This is a genomic window from Psychromonas sp. MME1, from assembly GCF_041080865.1.
Taxonomy (GTDB): domain Bacteria; phylum Pseudomonadota; class Gammaproteobacteria; order Enterobacterales; family Psychromonadaceae; genus Psychromonas.
This window is the reverse complement of the sequence record NZ_CP160906.1, coordinates 346692-366004: the sequence shown is the minus strand read 5'-3', so window position 1 is coordinate 366004 and position 19313 is coordinate 346692. Positions and strand designations below refer to the sequence as shown.

Here is a 19313-nt window from a genome sequence, read left to right as displayed (position 1 = left end):
TCGTTAGGATGCAATCTGAAGCCTCTTTTTAAAAGTTCACTGTAATATAGCATCGTAATCACGCGCATTAAAATGATAAACTACACCACTTAAAACGAGAAAAACCGCAAAGAATGAGATCATCTAGCGGTTTTCATTTTAAGTGGTGATGCGTCTCATTTTTCAAAACGCGCTACAATAACCCTGTGCGCCCCTCTTTTGTTTATAGTTGTTGATAGAAATTATTACCTACTTATATTACTAAATTTCGTAGTGCTAATAAGTACGGTATATTTAATATCAGGAAAGACATATCAGAAATTTGTTCAGTATCAGAACGACTTTTTTAAAGAAATTAAAGAAGCGAAAAATGCGGTAGAAAACGAATTAGCAAAACCATGCAAGCTCAAAAATCGCAGCTAATACAATTTACCATAACACCCGTTATGCGAAGTATTTAAAGCTACCAAAATGGTAGCTTTGTTCTATTTGCAATCTATTAAATCACGAACGCATCTGGCACTAATATTTTCAGGTAAGCAGTTGTATCAACGACAGTTTTTTAGTGCTCAGGTATCAGAAATCTAAATAGCGGTTAGACTTATTTCTTTAAATGGCTTTTATTAACTAATTTTGAGTTTGCACAATGAAAAATAATAGGTGCCGCACAGCCCACACCTTACAATCAATGCTTAGCTTTACAGTGCAATTTTTTTTAGATATCCCCGTACAGTGATCATACTGACACCAATATCTGCAGCAATCTGCATAGCAATAGCATTTTTAGATATTTTAGGATTTTCTTCTTTTAATTTTTTCGCTTCAATTATCGTTTTCTTTATGCGTTCCTCTTTAAGTTTAATTTTAGCCTCACATGCATCTTCTATACGAGACTGACCAGCACAGATCTCTTTTTGATAAGCAGCTATGCCTGTCGTAAGGCCGCCAAAGTAAGCATAATCAATAAGCCCTGATAATTGCTTAAAGTCTCCGTTAAATATAAGCCATGCTTTTTTAAAAACAATATTAATAATATAAGCTATTGCAACCATTAATGCGTTGTTTTCAATGGATCCACGAGCCTCCAAATAAAAACGAAGAGATAACTCCACGCCCTTGTAATTATATAATTTAAATAAATCAGGAGTGATTCCTAATAATTCCAAATCCTTGTAAATTGAATTCAAAATGGACATCTCCTTATCAACAGTAAAAAGGTGCGGGGCACCTTCTCGTACTGGCTTTATTGCTTCGATTTCAATTCGGCTTTGCTCTACGTACTCAGCTTTCATTTTATCGGTAAACGTTTTAAACGGCTTTTCAATAATGCCATCTTTACCACTTTTGGTTTTTAAATATTCTTTGGTAGCAACAGGTATATTAAACACCTTCATATTATCCATTTACAATTCCTCCAAAGACCCTGTCGGTTAATTTTGCTTTATGCGATACGCAAAGATGACTATACCTTTGCGTCATTGTTATCGATTTATGCCCTAGTACTTGAGCTATTTCAAGTAAACTCGCACCATTCATGGCAAGTAAACTTGCGCATGTATGACGTAAATCATGAAATCTAAAATCACTAATTTTTGCATCAGATAATGCAACTCGCCAGTGAATATCAAAATTACGGAAATATCTTTTAGGCTCCCGTGGATGTGGAAAAACATACCCACTTATATTTCTATACTTCATTAACTCAGCAATGACATCAGCGGTTAAGGTTAAAATACGCTGATCACCATTCTTAGTTATAGGAAGGTGTGCTGTTTTGCTTTTAAAATTAATATTATCCCATTTTAATGTAAGCATTTCTGTACGCCTAGCCCCTGTTGTTAGCGCCATTAATACTAATAGATACAACTGTCCCCATGTAGATTCTTTTACAGTAATAAACAGCCTAGATATCTCTTCTGCAGTTAAAAAACGAGTTCGGCCATTATTTTCTGCATATTGCCTAATGCCTTTAACAGGGTTGTAGTCAATATCAAATTCATCGGATAGGTAACTATACAAGGCGCCAATGGCTGCCTTATATCTATTTAAGGTGGCAAGTGCTTTATCATTCGATAGAAGCTTTAATTCATCTTTAATTTGCTGGCGCGTAATTTTACCGACAGTTTTATCAGCAAAGATAGAAACCCAATAATTCAAACGTTGATGTTTACTCGGATCTTTCCCTAAATCTTGAGCTAAAAATTTTTTTACTGCATCAGAGAAAGTTAATGTGGTTAAAATATGATTTGTTAAACTATTAGCGAGATCATCATCCACCAGCAATAATGCCATGAATTTTTGAGCATCTTTTTTTAGTTTAAATGATTTTGAAATTCGATTACCTTCTCGCATGAATTCGACACGATAAGTAATGCTTTTTTTGCCCTTACGGACTTGAAGAGTTGCCATATTATTTCCTTTTACGCCAAATTACGCCAAAAACGTAACCGTGTATCTGGAAAGCAAAACCATATTGACTGTTTAATGTTCCTAACTAGTTGACTAGACTAGAAAAAAAACATGGTGCCCGAGGCCGGACTTAACCGGCACTTCTCTCGAAAACGGATTTTGAATCCGTCGCGTCTACCAATTTCACCACTCGGGCATAAAACGTTAGTAAATAGAAAAGATTATTTACTAAGTGCGCCGATTATACCTAGTGATAATCTTCTGACAAGGTTTTTCATACACTAACGGATCAACTGCTCAAAAAGAGAGCAAGTTAACTCTTTACACTGCTAATTCACAGTCAAAAAAGAGAGTAAACTCTTATCACTACCGAATAATCAATGCTAACTGTTTTGCCTTTTGTTACACTTCAAATTCACCCATTTAAGGAGCTATCATGAGCACGAAGAAGCAAAAAAGTACAACGATACTTACCTCACAAGAACAATATCAGAGCTGCCCAAGAGCTAATTTACTTCGCCGTTTAGGTGCATACATTTATGATCTGTTAGCCGTTATAGCCTTACTCATGCTAGCAACCGTTATTGCCCTTGTCGTTGTCGTGATTGCAGAGGCATTATCAATAATCGACACCAGCGCTTACCCTGACGTTGCAGGCTATCTATCTAATAGCTTGATATTCGCCTCTTATTTAGCTGCAGTTATTATCATCTTTTTTGCTTACTTTTGGAGTACTGCCTGCCAAACGCTTGGTATGAAAGCTTGGCGTTTACGAGTGCAAAATAGTGACGGTAGTAATATCACTATTACGCAATCTTTAATTCGCATGTCTACTTCTGCATTTGGCTTAGGTAACTTGTTTTCCGTCTTTAAGGACAGAAATGCTTTCCAAGATCTATGGGCTGAATGTGAAGTTATTGTATTAACGAAAGAATTAAATAACTGGAAAGGGTTTAAAGGTTTATCGTTTTTACAACAGAAAGATAAATAATTATTACGTAATAAATATCAGTTAAAATAACCGCTGAAACAGATAGTGGTCAGCGGTTATTGCAATTAATGAGTTAGAAAAACGGGTTTAGCATGGTAAAGCGGGATCGTTGTCTGCGTAAAATCATCACAGCCATTGTTTATTAACTGTTCTCTATCAAGCAGATCACTATATTGCACTAAGACCCAAGTACGTCGGTGACGAGTATCAACATCAATCCAGCTATCTTCATTAAAACATTTTTCTACGTGCTCTGCTGGCGATAAAACCCAGCGTTTTTCAGGACCTTCACTTAACCATTTCGCGGCAGCTTTAGTCTGCTTTTCACGGAGAGTATGAAAACCAAACTGCACGACATCGCGCTCACTATGTAGTAGCAACTGCTCTTTAAAGTTAATAATAGCAAGTTCACTTTGCGGTCCGGTGATGGTATTTATCTCAGCCATCATATCTTTAGGAGAGCGTGTAGGCTCCATAAGCCAATAACCAAAAACAGAATAGATCCCCCAGCCTAAAGCCAAACTAATAACGGCACCTCGAATCGGGTTGCGTACACGCCAATATAAGGTTGGCAACAAAAATGCCCCCCCTAAGGCAATAATACAAAGCAGCGTTGCATTGGCTTCCGTCGGTAATTTATCTAAGAGTTGCGGCATAAAAAAGAAACTAATTAACGCGCTGGAAATGAGTGTGGTTGCAATGGCTAAAGGCATTACCCAAGCGATTGCTCTGATACGAATATTGGCGGTTAATTCATCTAAATAGGGTGCTGCAATAAGAACTAGCATTGGGACAATGGGTAAGATATAGACACCACGTTTACCTGGACTATTACTAAAAAAGAGCAACACTAAAATCGCCCAAATCACGGTAAGAAAAACAAGGCGATCACCATTTTTTATCGCTTTAAACCAACGCGGAGCGAGCCACGGCAATAATATGCTTAATGGTAACCAGAATAATGGAATAACAGAGACAATATAATAATAAAAAGGTTTTTGATGGCCGAGAGAATTAACATATCTTTCAGCGGTTTGTCGTAACATAATATTGTCACGATAGGCTAAGTAACTGGCATCTTGATTTACTTCAACGGCGTAATACATGGGGCCCACCCATAAGGCAATCGCTAATAACATGACGATTAATCCCACCGAATGCTGGACAATGCTTTTTATATTAAAGCGACACTGCTCCTGCTTAATCAGCAACCAAATATAAGGGAGGCATAATAAGATAGGTAAGAACCCGACTCCTTTTGTTATAACACCTAACCCCATTGCAAACCAACCTAAATAGTATAATTTCCAACAAGGCCCCTGCAAAAAATGGCGTAATAAGGCGTAATTACCAATCGTTATCCACATACATACGGTCATATCAATTTGAGCAAGCTTTGCTTGCACCATAAACTGAATGGTACATAGCAACAAAATAACAGCATTACGGCCACTATTTTGCCCATAAAAACGTTGTGCCAAATCGTATATTAACGCAACACACACTAAGGCACCTAACAGCGATGGTAATAAAAAAGCAATCTGCATCGAGCCAGTAAGAAGGTAAAAAATGGCTTGCATCCAGACGAAAACAGGGGGTTTATCTGGATAAAGTTCACCACCTCGATGTGGGAACAACCATTCGCCACTGTTAACCATCTCTAAGGCAATCAAGGCAAATCTAGGTTCATCCGCTGGCCAAGGTGAGCGTAGGCCAATACCAATGGCAATGATTACAAAACTTGCAAAAAGTAACCATAATAACTCGCGATAGGATCCATTTTTATCGGTAAAAGAGCGATAGGTGGCGATCATTTATCATCTTCCTTGTTTAATGATGATTGTCGAATTAACCATATATTTCTAAAATAGATAAAAAAACCAATTGATTGCCCAAGAATAAAGACCGGGTCTTGACGATAAATTGCATAACTTAACAACACCGCACTACCAGCAATACTTAGATACCAAAAAGCCATTGGAATAACACTTTTTTTCAGTTTTTCACTCGCCAGCCATTGCACTAAAAAACGGGCTGAAAATATCCCCTGCCCTATCAGACCGACAATCACCCATAGGCTATTGCTCATTCTTGTTCTCCGTATTTTCGGCGTAACAAACGGGATTTTTTTTACGAGCACAAAGCCATTTCACACCAATTAGGTCAACAATACCAACCCATAGGCGGTTTGCTATACCATACTTGGAGGTACCCGCTGTGCGGTGGCGATGATTAACTTCAACAATGATCACCTCTCCACCATTACGTTTAATTAACGCAGGTATAAATCGGTGTACATGGTCAAAAAATGGCAATGCAAGAAATGCGCTGCGTTGCATCGCTTTTAATCCACACCCAGTATCAGGCGTATCATCGTGTAGTAAACGAGCTCGTATATTATTCGCAATCAATGATGACCAACGTTTCGATGTGGAATCATTGCGCTTTTTACGATAGCCAGCCGCACATTGATAACGCGGATCGTGCTTGTTGGCATCTAACAGAGCTTGATAAATCGGTAATATATCCACCGGGTCATTTTGCCCATCACCATCAAGTGTAACAATCCAATCTGCACGCGCATTACGAATACCCGTTAAGACAGAGGCACTTTGTCCAAAACAGCCATTATGACGGAGCACCCTTAATTGCGCATAGCCTTCAGTTTGCAAAGCCGTCAGTTCACTAAAGGTATTATCATTACTTCCATCGTCAACATAAATGAGTTCATACTCAATTTTGTCCTCTAAATGAGATTTTATCTCATTGACTAATGAACGAATGTTTTCCTGCTCATTGTGTACCGGTATAACAATAGAAAGTTGCAAAATAAATTCCCCTTGTATATTTTGCTTTCGAATATCAATGAATGTTAGTTCATTTATATGCAAAAATGGTTGTAAAATTTATGTTTATAAACAGCGCTCAATAAAACAGTCGATTTGCTTTCCAAGCAAATGCTGAAAATAGTATTCAACAAGATTGAGGGACTTACTCGACTGACCAGTACAAACTCATCATGTTTGCCTTTGTAGTAGGTACATAGCGATAGCTAACACGATGAGACTTGGCAACAAGGCTCCTAACAGTGGGGGCAGTGAAAAAACTAGACTAAAGGGGCCAAAAAGCTCCCCCATAATATGGAAAGTAAATCCACTAACAATGGCAAATATCAATCGTGTCCCCATCGTAACACTGCGCAATCCACCAAAAATAAAGGAGACGGATAACAACATCATCACCAATATCGTAAAGGGCAGTACCGCTTTTCGCCACAGAATAAGCCAAAACCCACTTGCTTCTTGTTCGTTTGTTTCTAAGTACTTAATATAGTTATAAATATCACGCATCGGCATGATATCTGGATCGCTTAATACCACTTGTAATTTTTTCGGTGTTAATTCGGTATTCCAAACAGATTCATCATAATGTGTTGTCGCGGTTTTATCCTGAAAAAAAGCTGTGCTACTGACATTTTTTAAAAGCCATTGGCCATCTTGATAAACCCCATTTTGGGCAAGTTTCGCCTCAATCAGCTTCATCTGTTCATCGAAAAAATAGATCTGTATCGAAAATAGTTGCGCATTGGAGTTCATGCGACCAATGCTAATAAATGAATTTGCATCTTTAACCCAAACACCATAGGTATTAGTGACACTCTCTTCACCATGTTTGGCAATTGCTCGCGCTGAATAGGCTTCTTTATCTGCGGCTGGAGCAACAAATTCTCCGACCAACATAACCGCAATAACCATAGGAATAGCTGTTTTTAACACTGAGCTAGCAATGCGTAATTTCGATAAACCAGCAGCCTGCATAACCACCAGTTCACTGCTACTCGCAAGCGTTCCTAAACCAATAAGAGCCCCGATTAAAGCCGCCATAGGAAAGAAAATAACCAACTCAGCGGGGATCTTTAAGACAACAAAATAAGCTGCATCCCATACTCCATAAGTGCCCTTACCGACACCTTTCATTTGCTCAACAAACTTAATAATACTGCTTAAGCCCAGTAAGACAAATAAACTTAACATGGTCGCAGAAAAAATTATTTTGCCAACATAGCGATCTAAAATACCCATACTACAATTCCGTTAACCTACTGTTAGGTTTATTTGCGAAAACCAAAAAAAGAAATCTTGCCTAAACTTTGCAGATGTAAAATAACACCAACCGATAAAAATATAATTTGCACAAACCAGATGCTATACACCGGAATAGCGGCCTCTTCAATGAGGCTCTTGGCAGTACTGAGCAATAAGAAATAGGATAAATAGAGTGCTAAAGCGGGTAATAATTTTGCGTAGCGCCCTTCTCGTGGATTCACTTTCGCCAACGGCACAGCCATAAAAGTAAGTAGCAAAATAGATAATGGAATGGCAATTCGCCACTGCAATTCAGCCTGATATTCAGGATCATCGATGCCCATTAATTGCATTGTGGATAATGCCGAAACACCACGCGTTTTCGTTTCAACTTCACGACTAGCAATATGCACTTCAAAACGGTCAAAATTACTCACATCAAACTCATTATGCCCCACATACCCCGCATACCTATCGCCATCAAACAAAGAGACCCAAATACCATCCTTTCTTTCCTCGACAGTACCCGATAGCGAGGTGATTACGGAAGGTTCTTTATTTTCTGGCCAATGTGCGGCAAAAACTTTGTCTAATTGTTGTCCCTTTTTATATTTCTCAACGTAGACCACACCTCCATCGACGGAAGTTTTATGAAAACGACCTTCAATTAAAGTGGCAGTACCCGCATCAGATTCAGCATTTTCAATAACAGCCACCATTTTATCCTCCGCAGAGGGGGCTAGATAAAAGGTGTTATAAATAGCAAAAACAAATGTAAATAGAGATAACAACAGGGCTGATTTCAATGTGCGATTAGGGCTAAAACCACAGGAGGTCATTGCAACCATTTCACTTTCGCTATGTAATCGTCCTAGGGTAAATAAAAGGGCAAGATAAAAACTGATTGGCAGCATTAATATCGCCAACGACGGTAAATTCAGATATAACAGCGTCATCACTAAATCAGTAGGGATCACGCCATTAATAGCCTTCGCTAAAATAGCAATAAATTTTTGACTCACAAAAATAAGTAATAAAACGAACAGGATACCCACCTGGCTTTTAAATATTTCCAGCATTAAGTAACGAAGAAGTATCACCCTGCTCTCCTGTTTAATATGTCTAAGGTTCTGTGAAAAATAGTAAAGATGCTATTTTTAGTGGATTAAGCAAACAAATACGGTAAAATTACTGATTTGATAATAGTTACAAGAATTGTAACACTCCACTCACTTCTATAATAACTGCATTTTAAAAAAAATAGCACAGTTAATATCAACATAATCACAGCATTAAGGATAGATATGGAATTTTTTGTAAAAAGTGGCAATCCTGAAAAACAACGCAGTGCATGTATTGTTGTCGGAGTTTTTGAACCACGTCGCTTATCCCATGCTGGCGAGCTATTGGATGAAATGAGTGAGGGCTACCTAAGTACCCTATTACGCAGAGGTGATATTGAAGGTAAAGTGGGTCAAGTATTATTTCTACATCATGTACCCAATGTATTAAGTGAACGTGTTCTATTGGTCGGTTGTGGTAAAGAGCGCGAGCTAACTGAAACGCAATACAAACAAATCATTACTAAAACCATTGCCACACTAAATGATACGGGCTCTTTAGAAGCCATTTGTTTCCTTTCTGAATTACATATCAAAGGGCGTGATAGTTATTGGGCAGTGCGACAAGCCGTAGAAGCTGCAAAAGATTCTCTATACAGTTTTGACCAATTCAAAACCAACAAAGAGAACACTCGTAGACCATTGCGCAAATTAACTTTTAATGTGCCTAGCCGTAAAGATCTAACACGTGCCGAGCAGGCATTACAGCATGCGTTAGCTGTCGCCCAAGGCAGTAAAGTGTGTAAAGATCTTGCCAATATGCCGCCAAATATTTGCACGCCACTTTACCTATCAGAACAAGCAAAAGGTCTTGCCGAACGTTTTCAAAAGATTGAATGTGAGATTATTGATACCGCGCAGATGCAAGCGTTGCAAATGAACAGTTATTTAGCTGTTGCACAGGGGTCAAAAAATCCAGCTTACATGTCATTAATTCACTATAAGGGTGGTAAAGAAGAGCAAAAACCCATTATCTTAATCGGTAAAGGATTAACCTTCGACTCTGGCGGTATATCACTCAAACCCGGTGAAGCGATGGATGAGATGAAATACGATATGGGAGGCGCAGCTAGTGTCTTTGGTGCAATGCAAGCTCTAGCGGCGTTGGACTTACCTATCAATGTCATCGGTATCTTAGCGGGCGCTGAAAATATGCCAAGCGGTAATGCTTATCGCCCAGGTGATATACTGACAACGATGTCTGGGCAAACCGTAGAAGTGCTTAACACTGATGCTGAAGGTCGCTTAGTATTATGTGATGTTTTAACCTACGTAGAACGTTTTCAACCTGAATGCGTTATCGATGTTGCAACACTGACCGGTGCTTGTATTATCGCACTCGGGCATAATATCAGTGCATTAATGACACCGCACAAAGGGTTGGCCAATGAATTATTAAATGCATCAAACCAGGCCAGTGATAAAGCATGGCAACTACCGATGGATGATGAATTTCAAAAACAGTTAGATAGTCCCTTTGCCGATATGGCTAATATTGGTGGTCGCCCAGCAGGTTCGATTACAGCCGCTTGTTTCTTATCGCGCTTTACTAAAAATTACAATTGGGCACATTTAGATATAGCCGGTACGGCGTGGAAATCGGGAGCCAATAAAGGCTCAACAGGTCGCCCGGTTCCTTTACTTACACAATTTTTAATTAATCGCAGTGAAAGTGATCAAAATGAGAGCCATATTTAAGTGGTAAAGATTTCATGAGCCAAGTTGTTTTTTACATCATAGAAGCGCAACAGGCGACAAGACATAACATGATTAGCGACCATTTTGCCTATGCCTGCTCGCTGGCATCCTTTTTTTATTTACAAAATAAAAAAGTGTTCATCTATACGGACAATCAACAGGATGCCTTTGCTATCGATGAATATCTATGGCAATTTGATGGTGATAGTTTTGTACCACATAACTTACTCGGTGAAGGACCTCGTTTTGGTACCCCCGTAGAAATAAGCTGGCACGCACCGACTCACCCTCGCTCAATATTAATCAATTTAAGTGCGAACGCACCTGAATTTGCGATTAATTTTCAACATATTGTCGATTTTGTGCCCGTTGCAGAACCGTTAAAAATTAACGCGCGAATTCGCTATAGCGCCTATAAAAAAATGGGCTTAACTCTTTCCACTCAATCTGCAGTCAATAACGATGCGATTGAGTTAACCAACCATACAGAAGATTAAAAAATGGAAAAAACATACACCCCCAGTGCTATCGAACAAAAGAATTACCGAATTTGGGAAGAAAAAGGTTATTTCAAACCACATGGTGATACCAGTAAAGAGAGCTACTGCATCATGATACCACCGCCCAATGTCACGGGTAGTTTACATATGGGGCATGCTTTCCAAGATACCATTATGGACACGCTCGTCCGCTATCAACGTATGCAAGGTAAAAACACGCTATGGCAAATGGGTACCGACCATGCGGGTATTGCCACTCAAATGGTCGTTGAACGTAAACTATTTGCAGAAACAGGACAAACTCGCCAAGAGCTAGGTCGCGAAACCTTTATTGATAAAATTTGGGAGTGGAAAGCGGAGTCTGGCGGAAATATATCTCAACAATTACGTCGCTTAGGCACATCCGTTGATTGGGATCGCGAGCGCTTTACGATGGATGAAGGACTTTCTGAAGCGGTAAAAGAAGTGTTTGTGGACCTTTACAATGATGACCTAATCTACCGTGGTAAGCGCCTGGTGAACTGGGATCCAAAACTGCATACCGCAATCTCTGATCTCGAAGTAGAAAATAAAGATGTTAAAGGGTCAATGTGGCATTTTCGTTATCCACTCGCCGATGGTGTTAAAACAGCCGACGGTAAAGATTACCTCGTTGTAGCAACAACGCGTCCAGAAACTATGCTCGGTGATACCGCCGTTGCCGTCAATGGTGAAGATCCTCGCTATAAAGATCTTATCGGTAAAGCTATCATTCTGCCATTTGTAAATCGTCGTATTCCAATTATTGCTGATGAACATGCGGACATGGAAAAGGGCACTGGCTGTGTAAAAATAACGCCGGCACATGACTTTAACGATTACGAAGTTGGTAAACGCAATCAACTGCCCATGATCAATGTATTGACCTTTGAAGCTGCAATTCGCAATGCAGCAGAAGTCTTTAACAGCAATGGCGAAATAAGCGATGTTTATGACACCGCCCTACCAGCACAATTCCAAGGTTTAACCCGTGAAGAAGCACGTAAGTTAGTCGTAAGCTCCCTTGATGATTTGGGGCTATTAGATGAAGTGAAAGCACATGATTTAACCATTCCCTATGGTGACCGTGGCGGAGTTGTCATCGAGCCGATGCTGACAGACCAATGGTATGTACGTGTTGCACCGTTAGCTAAAACAGCAAAAGAGGCCGTTGCTAATGGCGATATCGAGTTTGTACCTAAGCAGTATGAAAACATGTATAACTCTTGGATGAATGATATTCAAGACTGGTGTATTTCGCGACAATTATGGTGGGGACATCGTATTCCTGCTTGGTATGATGAAACGGGCAAAGTTTATGTCGGTCGTGATGAAGCAGAAGTGCGCGCTAAACATGATTTAGGTGATGATATTGTCTTACGTCAAGATGATGATGTACTCGATACATGGTTCTCCTCTGGTCTATGGACATTTTCAACCTTAGGTTGGCCGAAACAAACTTTAGATCTAAAAACCTTCCATTCGACGGATGTACTCGTAACGGGGTTTGATATTATTTTCTTCTGGGTAGCCCGCATGATCATGCTCACCATGCATTTCATGAAAGATGAGAATGGTAAGCCACAGGTGCCCTTCAAAACCGTCTATGTAACGGGACTTATCCGCGATGAAAATGGCGATAAAATGTCTAAGTCAAAGGGTAATGTACTCGACCCCCTCGATATGATTGACGGTATCGATTTAGAAAGCTTAGTGGCTAAACGTTGCGGCAATATGATGCAACCGCAATTGGCTAAAAAAATCGAAAAAGACACGCGTAAAACATTTGAAAATGGTATCGAAGCACATGGTACTGACGCCCTGCGTTTCACATTAGCGGCAATGGCATCAACGGGTCGTGATATCAACTGGGATATGCATCGCCTTGAAGGTTATCGTAACTTCTGTAATAAGTTATGGAATGCTAGCCGTTATGTATTAATGAGTGCTGAAGGTCAAGATTGTGGTTTCTCTGGCAATAACGATATGCAATTTAGTTTGGCAGATCGTTGGGTCCAAGGACAATTGCAAACCATGATTAAAGAGTTCCGTCATGCCTTAGATACTTTCCGTTTTGATATCGCCGCGAATATTTTATATGAATTCATATGGGATCAATTCTGTGGTTGGTATTTAGAGTTAACTAAACCGGTACTATTTAAAGGTAGTGAAGCAGAACAACGCGGCACGCGCCACACATTAATTTCCGTATTAGAAACGTTACTGCGTGTCGCACATCCAATGTTACCTTTTATGACAGAAGAAATTTGGCAGCGAGTTAAAGAATAACAGGGCAAGGTGGTGAGACGATCATGCTCGAAGCATACCCAGAATTTGATGCAGCTAAAGTTGATACCCAAGCGGTAGAAGACCTAGAATGGGTTAAACAAGTCATTGTCGCAGTTCGTAACATCCGCGGTGAAATGGACATTAGTCCGAAAACCCCTTTAAATCTACTAATCAAAAATGCCTCTGCAGCCGATCGCCGCCGTTTTACAGAAAACGAAGCATTCTTAGCTGCATTAGCAAAACTAGAAAGTGTCACTATTGTTGAAGCTGGACAAGAAACACCCGTTTCTGCAACGGCATTAGTCGGTGATTTAGAAATATTAATTCCAATGGCAGGGTTAATTGATACAGAAGCGGAGCTATCTCGTTTAAATAAACAGCTTGAAAAAGCTGAAAAAGAACTTGATAAAATTTCAGGAAAATTAAGTAATGAACGCTTTGTTAGTAATGCACCCGAAGCGGTCATTGCTAAAGAGCGAGCTAGAGAAGCTGAATTACAAACGGCCTGTGATAAATTAAATGAGCAGATATTAGTGATAAAAGCGCTATAGCATTAGCATTGATATGCTAATTATAAAGGGGAGATATTTTTTGATATCTCCTTTTTTATGACATTTTATTATCCTAAAACCTTGTGATATAGCGTTACTTATTAGTATTTTTCCTTCATCTATATTCAATAAACAATCTATAGTTAAGTATCAGCACCAATAAATAAAAGGGGAAATAATGGTAAAATATCTGAGTTTTTTTCTACTACTGTATTGCTCTCTCAGTTCAGCACAGGTAAGCAAAATAAAAGTATGGGAAAGCCTTTATAATAACCCAGATAGACTTATGATGGATTATTTACAAAGAGCCTTACAGGTAACTATACCTGAGTATGGTGATTATGAATTAACTGCATCGGCTCAAATGGAGCAAGGGCGTTCATTAGTAGAGATAGCCAAATTAGAACATTCAAAACTGGATATCGCCGTTTTTGGATCTACGAAAGAACGAGAAGAAGTTGCTATCCCTATACGTATTCCTGGGCTAAGTGGACTGATGGGTTATCGTATATGCCTCATTAAAGAAGGTAATCAAACCATTTTTGATGGTATTAAAAATAAACATCAATTAATCGAAAAAAATATCACAATTGGACAACATCAAGATTGGCCTGACACCACTATTTTACGCGCTAATCATATTTCGGTGCAAACAACCCATAAAAAACAGTTACTTTTCCAACAATTAATTCGAGGACGTTTTGATTGCTTTAGTCGAGGAACTAGCGAAGTTTATGCTGAATATTTGAAATATAAAGAGCAAGGAATCATTATCGAAAAGAACTTGATGATCTACTATCCGCTGCCTTTATTTTTCTTTGTTAATAAGTCTCGCCCTGAGCTGGCAGCACGATTGCAATTAGGGCTACAACGATTAATTGAATCGGGTGAATTTGATAGTATGTTTGAGCAGGTATATGCACCTATAATCAAAGAGCTGAAACTCACTGAACGTACCGTTATTGATTTAAACAACCCGACGTTATCAGATGAAACAGTTGAAGCAATGCGCGAACCCACTCAAAGATTTAGAAATAAACATTTACTCCAGGATTAATATGCAAACTATTTATGCTATGGCGCAGGAGTATGAAAGATGAAACAAAAAAAGATATTCGTTTTAATTATGATGCTAATTTGCTCTGTTAGCCATGCAGGTATAACTAAAGTAGTCGTCTGGGAGCATACATTATACAAGCCCAATTTAATTAGCACTACGTTATTTCAGGCATTAGATATAACTAAAGCAGAGTATGGCGACTATGAAATAATATCATCGCACCCTATGCCGCAAGACAGAGCGCTTAAAGAAATTTCCAATGGAAAACTCGATGTCGGCCATTTTATTGCCACCGAAGAAAGAGAAAAAAATGCTCTCGTTATTCGTATTCCCATTATGCAAGGGTTACTCGGTTATCGTATCTGTTTAATCAAAGAGGGCAACCAGCATATATTTGATAACATCACTAACCAAGTAGAGTGGATTGAAAAAAACATCACGATTGGACAGCAAACCAACTGGCCCGATACTGAAATATTAAAAACGAATGGTTTTAACGTGGCAACTACCTTCAAGTATGAACTCCTCTTTCAGCAACTCGCTAAAGAACGCTTTACTTGTTTTGCCAGAGGTGCAAATGAAATAAATAGAGAATTTATTGAATATGATACGCTAGATTTAGCAATTGAAAAAAATATCGTTATTTATTATCCATTTCCACTATTCTATTTTGTTAATCCGCACAATAAAATGTTAGCAGAACGTTTAGAGTTAGGGCTCAACCGTTTACAGCAAAATGGAACTGCAAATAAATTATTTGAGCAAAATTTCAGCTATATTTTACATGAATTATCGCTCGACAAACGCCATATTTTAAAACTTAACAATCCAACGTTATCAACGGAAACCATCAATGCAATCAATCACTTTCCAATGCTAAAAAAATAAATGCCATTAATTAGCAACACTTTTTAACAAACGATCCATGGCTCTATAATTTAAAGATTCTAATAAATGTGCACGTTGGATATCTTCACTACCAGCGAGATCCGCAATTGACCTCGCTACTTTTAATATACTATGCCAAGATCGCACAGATAGCCCCATTTTATTAATTGCATTCTCTAAAAATTCAGCATCCTTAAAACTTAATTGACAAACATTAGCAATCGCCTGTGTAGTTAATCCATTATTAAGGCATTGTTGTCGTGATACTTGTATATGACGAGCCTGTTGCACTCTTGCTTTTACCTCTGCTGTCGTTTCACCTTTGTTTAATCCTCCAGCCTGTGATGCCGCTAACATCCCCTTTGGCAGTAGTGGCACCATTATTGATAATGCAAACCTATCTAAAAAAGGGCCCGATAAACGACCTAAATAGCGCAATATTTGATCCGGTGTACTGCGCCTCAACTCACCACTAATATGACCACAAGGGCTCGGATTCATCGCTGCTATTAATTGAAAATTTGCAGGAAATGTCACTTGATTGGCGGCACGAGAAATGGTCACTTTATTTGTTTCTAGGGGCTGACGCAAATTATCTAGTACACTTTTTGGAAATTCAGGTAATTCATCTAAGAACAAGACACCATTATGAGACAAGGATATTTCTCCGGGTTTCGGTTTTCCTCCTCCACCAACTAGCGCAACGGAAGAAGCACTGTGATGTGGCGAGCGAAAGGGAGGTAAATACCAATTATCACGTTGTTTACCGCATACAGAATATATAGATGCTGTCTGCAATGCTTGCGCCTCGTTCAACTCTGGTAATAATCCCATAAAACGTTCGGCCAACATGCTCTTACCAGTACCAGGAGGGCCAACTAATAGTAAATTGTGCCCGCCAACAGCTGCTATTTCTAACACCCGCTTAGCTTGCTCTTGACCTAAAACATCACAAAAATCTGCTTCCTTAGTGGTTTTAAGCGGCCTATTTGCCTGTGCTTTAGGTAACTCTTTTACACCTTGTAAAAAAGCACAAACGTCACTAAGCGTCTCTGCAACAAATGCCGTTACCCCCGTTAGGGCACTTTCATACTGATTTTGATTACAAACTATCAATTGACGGTGCTGGCTTTTAGCAGCTAGTGCACAGGGGATCATGCCATCGATTGCGCGTAGCTGCCCCGATAATGCAAGTTCGGCAAAACACTCAAAGTTATCTATTTTGCAATCCGTTAACTGTTCAGAGGCGATTAAAATAGCCAATGCAATAGCCAGATCAAAACGCCCCCCCTCTTTTGATAAATTAGCAGGGGCGAGGTTAACGGTAATGCGTTTATTTGGAAATTTAAAATTGCTATTAATAATGGCACTACGGACACGCTCTTTAGCCTCCTTAACCGATGTTTCAGGTAGCCCGACCAAAGAAAAACTAGGTAAGCCAGTCCCAAGGTGCACTTCCACCTGCACCTCTGGTGCATCAACACCAATTAATGCACGACAATACAATGAAGATAACGACATAAAATAACCATACTAAAAACATAAAAATTTAGTATAGTTTATTTTGGGTCATTGATTAAGTAAAAGGAAATTAATCAAGGACTAAGCGCGTTTTAGCAACAAATAAGAAATGTGACAAATATTGAATAAGCCACCGTATTTTGCTATAAAGACCCACTTTTTTAAGAATAAGTATCTATTAACTTGTCAAATATACAATTTAAACCAACGTCCAACCTTCACTAAATTCAGGAAGAAACTAATGAACGGTGCCAATTTCGTTGTACAAATATTAAAACAAAAACAGATCAAACAAGTCTTTGGCTATCCTGGCGGTGCCATAATGCCACTTTATGATGCGCTTTATGACGCAGAAATTGAGCATCTATTATGTCGACATGAACAAGGTGCTGCTATGGCAGCAATTGGTTATGCACGCGCAACTGGTAATGTAGGTGTATGTATTGCCACTTCTGGCCCGGGGGCAACAAACCTTATTACTGGCCTGGCAGACGCCCTACTTGACTCGATTCCTATTATTGCTATCACAGGGCAAGTTCATAGCCACTTAATTGGTACTGATGCCTTTCAAGAAATAGATGTATTAGGGCTTTCTTTAGCCTGTACCAAACACAGTTTTATGGTACAAAGTATTGATCAACTTTCCGATATTTTTGATCAAGCTTTTGAAATAGCTACAACAGGACGTCCAGGGCCTGTATTAATTGACCTCCCTAAAGATATTCAACTAGCCGATATCGTCGATTACGCTTTATTTAACAAACAAGAAAAGCAGCATAAAAAACACCCAATTGATCCTTTTTTAATCAAAAAATCGAGGGAGATGATCCGCTCAGCTAGTAAGCCTTTACTTTATATCGGTGGCGGCGTTGGTATGGCTGATGCGACTCAAGAACTGCGTAATTTCATTGCCTACACCTATATTCCGAGCGTCTGTACTTTGAAAGGAATTGGTGTTATCGCACATGACTCAGAATATTTCATGGGCATGGTCGGCATGCATGGTAGTAAAGCAGCTAATTTAGCCATCCAAGAATGTGATCTATTAATTGCTGTCGGGGCAAGATTTGATGATCGAGTAACGGGAAAGCTCGATGAATTTGCCAGTCATGCGGCAGTTATCCATATTGATATTGACGCCGCCGAAATTAATAAAATTCGTAAAGCCGATCTTGCCATTTGCGAGGATCTCAAGGAAATTTTACCCGCCCTTGAAGTTGAAACATTCATTAGTGCATGGCAAAAAAATATAGTCAGTATGAAGAATAAGTTTGCATTGAATTATAATCATCCAGGAGAACGGATATACGCACCAGCACTGCTCAATCAATTATCCAAATCAATGCCTAAGAACACGGTCATCTGCAGCGACGTTGGGCAGCATCAAATGTGGGTTGCACAACATATGTTTGTTAGCAACCCTAAAGATCATATTTCTAGTTCAGGATTAGGCACAATGGGCTTTGGCATTCCTGCTGCAGTAGGAGCAAAGCTAGCACGACCTGATGATACCGTGATTGCGGTTTCTGGTGACGGCTCATTTATGATGAATGTACAAGAACTTGGCACAATTAAACGCCAACAACTACCCATTAAGATAGTGCTTATTGATAACCAACGCTTAGGTATGGTACGACAATGGCAAAAATTATTTTTTGAGGGACGCTATAGTGAAACTATTTTAACCGACAATCCTAATTTTGTAACACTTGCGAGTGCTTTTGATATACCAGGAGAAACGATTGTTGCCAAAAGGGAGATACAATCCGCGTTAAAACGGCTATTAGAAAGTGAAGGTCCTTATCTACTTCATGTCTCTATTTCAGAAGAAGATAATGTCTGGCCGCTTGTTCCACCGGGTGCAGCAAATGATAAAATGATGGAGAGCTTATCGTGAAATATTTTTTAATTATTCAGGGTAATAATAGCCCTGAATTTCTAGAGCGCATATTAAGGATCTGTCGACACCGTGGTTTTACTGTGCAAAATTTAAATGCAGAGACAACACAAAACGAAGAATCACTACATATTACGATAACGGTTTGTAGTGAGCGGCCAATTAATCTATTAACGAAGCAGTTAGAAAAAACATTCGGTGTATCGCAAGTTGTCATATTAACACAAAATATAAAAATTCAGGCTAGCGCATAGGCTTGTTAAATGACTTCTTATCTGTTTAAATCAGTTAATAATAAATGAACAA

Annotated in this window: 15 protein-coding genes, 1 tRNA gene and 1 pseudogene; 8 read left to right on the top strand and 9 right to left on the bottom strand. The window is 39.1% G+C overall.

Going from position 1 to position 19313, the window contains the following annotated elements; all coding sequences use genetic code 11:
* Nucleotides 1-677: 677 nt before the first annotated feature.
* The 3 genes from AB2N10_RS01705 to AB2N10_RS01695 form a co-directional block, all read right to left on the bottom strand.
* The gene (locus AB2N10_RS01705) at nucleotides 678-1382 is read right to left on the bottom strand and encodes a hypothetical protein (protein WP_354624826.1); all 705 of its coding nucleotides are present in this window, start codon (nucleotides 1380-1382) and stop codon (nucleotides 678-680) included.
* Complete coding sequence (locus tag AB2N10_RS01700; protein WP_369434217.1) at nucleotides 1375-2388, bottom strand: tyrosine-type recombinase/integrase; 1014 nt, start codon at nucleotides 2386-2388, stop codon at nucleotides 1375-1377. The genes AB2N10_RS01705 and AB2N10_RS01700 overlap by 8 nt, the downstream gene beginning before the upstream one ends.
* A 112-nt stretch (nucleotides 2389-2500) precedes the next feature.
* Nucleotides 2501-2584: transfer RNA gene (locus AB2N10_RS01695), tRNA-Leu, on the bottom strand.
* Between the two features lie 240 nt (nucleotides 2585-2824).
* On the opposite strand from AB2N10_RS01695, the gene AB2N10_RS01690 reads away from it, so the two are divergent.
* Nucleotides 2825-3379, top strand: coding sequence for an RDD family protein (locus AB2N10_RS01690; protein ID WP_369434216.1), 555 nt, complete (start codon nucleotides 2825-2827; stop codon nucleotides 3377-3379).
* Nucleotides 3380-3444: 65 nt separating this feature from the next.
* Here AB2N10_RS01690 and AB2N10_RS01685 read toward each other — a convergent pair whose 3' ends face one another.
* The 5 genes from AB2N10_RS01685 to lptF form a co-directional block, all read right to left on the bottom strand.
* Nucleotides 3445-5193: a glycosyltransferase family 39 protein gene (locus AB2N10_RS01685; protein ID WP_354624822.1), complete on the bottom strand. Its 1749-nt coding sequence runs from the start codon at nucleotides 5191-5193 to the stop codon at nucleotides 3445-3447.
* On the bottom strand, nucleotides 5190-5468 hold the full coding sequence (locus AB2N10_RS01680) for a lipid-A-disaccharide synthase N-terminal domain-containing protein (RefSeq protein ID WP_354624821.1): 279 nt from the start codon (nucleotides 5466-5468) through the stop codon (nucleotides 5190-5192). Before AB2N10_RS01680 ends, AB2N10_RS01685 begins: the two co-directional genes overlap by 4 nt.
* Complete coding sequence (locus AB2N10_RS01675; RefSeq protein WP_369434215.1) at nucleotides 5458-6207, bottom strand: glycosyltransferase family 2 protein; 750 nt, start codon at nucleotides 6205-6207, stop codon at nucleotides 5458-5460. Before AB2N10_RS01675 ends, AB2N10_RS01680 begins: the two co-directional genes overlap by 11 nt.
* 189 nt (nucleotides 6208-6396) lie before the next feature.
* The gene (gene lptG / locus AB2N10_RS01670) at nucleotides 6397-7461 is read right to left on the bottom strand and encodes an LPS export ABC transporter permease LptG (protein WP_354624819.1); all 1065 of its coding nucleotides are present in this window, start codon (nucleotides 7459-7461) and stop codon (nucleotides 6397-6399) included.
* Nucleotides 7462-7490: 29 nt separating this feature from the next.
* Nucleotides 7491-8564 carry an LPS export ABC transporter permease LptF gene (lptF, locus tag AB2N10_RS01665; protein ID WP_354624818.1) on the bottom strand — a complete coding sequence of 358 codons (1074 nt, stop codon included), beginning with the start codon at nucleotides 8562-8564 and terminating at the stop codon, nucleotides 7491-7493.
* A 204-nt stretch (nucleotides 8565-8768) separates the two neighbouring features.
* Here lptF and pepA point away from each other — a divergent pair, with 204 nt between their 5' ends.
* From pepA to AB2N10_RS01640, 5 genes and pseudogenes are all read left to right on the top strand, one after another.
* A complete protein-coding gene (pepA, locus tag AB2N10_RS01660; protein ID WP_369434214.1) occupies nucleotides 8769-10283 on the top strand; it encodes a leucyl aminopeptidase in 1515 nt (504 codons plus the stop codon).
* A 14-nt stretch (nucleotides 10284-10297) separates the two neighbouring features.
* Entirely contained in the window at nucleotides 10298-10780 is a 483-nt protein-coding gene (locus AB2N10_RS01655; RefSeq protein ID WP_354624816.1) for a DNA polymerase III subunit chi, read from the top strand.
* 3 nt (nucleotides 10781-10783) lie between these two features.
* Nucleotides 10784-13641 (top strand): annotated as a pseudogene (locus AB2N10_RS01650) (valine--tRNA ligase).
* 178 nt (nucleotides 13642-13819) lie between these two features.
* Nucleotides 13820-14698, top strand: coding sequence for a transporter substrate-binding domain-containing protein (locus AB2N10_RS01645; protein WP_354624814.1), 879 nt, complete (start codon nucleotides 13820-13822; stop codon nucleotides 14696-14698).
* 39 nt (nucleotides 14699-14737) lie between these two features.
* Nucleotides 14738-15589 (top strand): transporter substrate-binding domain-containing protein, encoded by an 852-nt coding sequence (locus AB2N10_RS01640; protein WP_354624813.1) that lies wholly within the window; start codon nucleotides 14738-14740, stop codon nucleotides 15587-15589.
* A gap of 6 nt (nucleotides 15590-15595) precedes the next feature.
* On the opposite strand, the gene AB2N10_RS01635 is transcribed toward AB2N10_RS01640, so the two are convergent.
* Entirely contained in the window at nucleotides 15596-17110 is a 1515-nt protein-coding gene (locus AB2N10_RS01635) for a YifB family Mg chelatase-like AAA ATPase (RefSeq protein ID WP_369434213.1), read from the bottom strand.
* A 241-nt stretch (nucleotides 17111-17351) separates the two neighbouring features.
* Here AB2N10_RS01635 and ilvG point away from each other — a divergent pair, with 241 nt between their 5' ends.
* The gene (ilvG, locus tag AB2N10_RS01630; protein ID WP_354624811.1) at nucleotides 17352-19007 is read left to right on the top strand and encodes an acetolactate synthase 2 catalytic subunit; all 1656 of its coding nucleotides are present in this window, start codon (nucleotides 17352-17354) and stop codon (nucleotides 19005-19007) included.
* Nucleotides 19004-19261: an acetolactate synthase 2 small subunit gene (gene ilvM, locus AB2N10_RS01625; protein WP_354624810.1), complete on the top strand. Its 258-nt coding sequence runs from the start codon at nucleotides 19004-19006 to the stop codon at nucleotides 19259-19261. Before ilvG ends, ilvM begins: the two co-directional genes overlap by 4 nt.
* Nucleotides 19262-19313 lie beyond the last annotated feature (52 nt).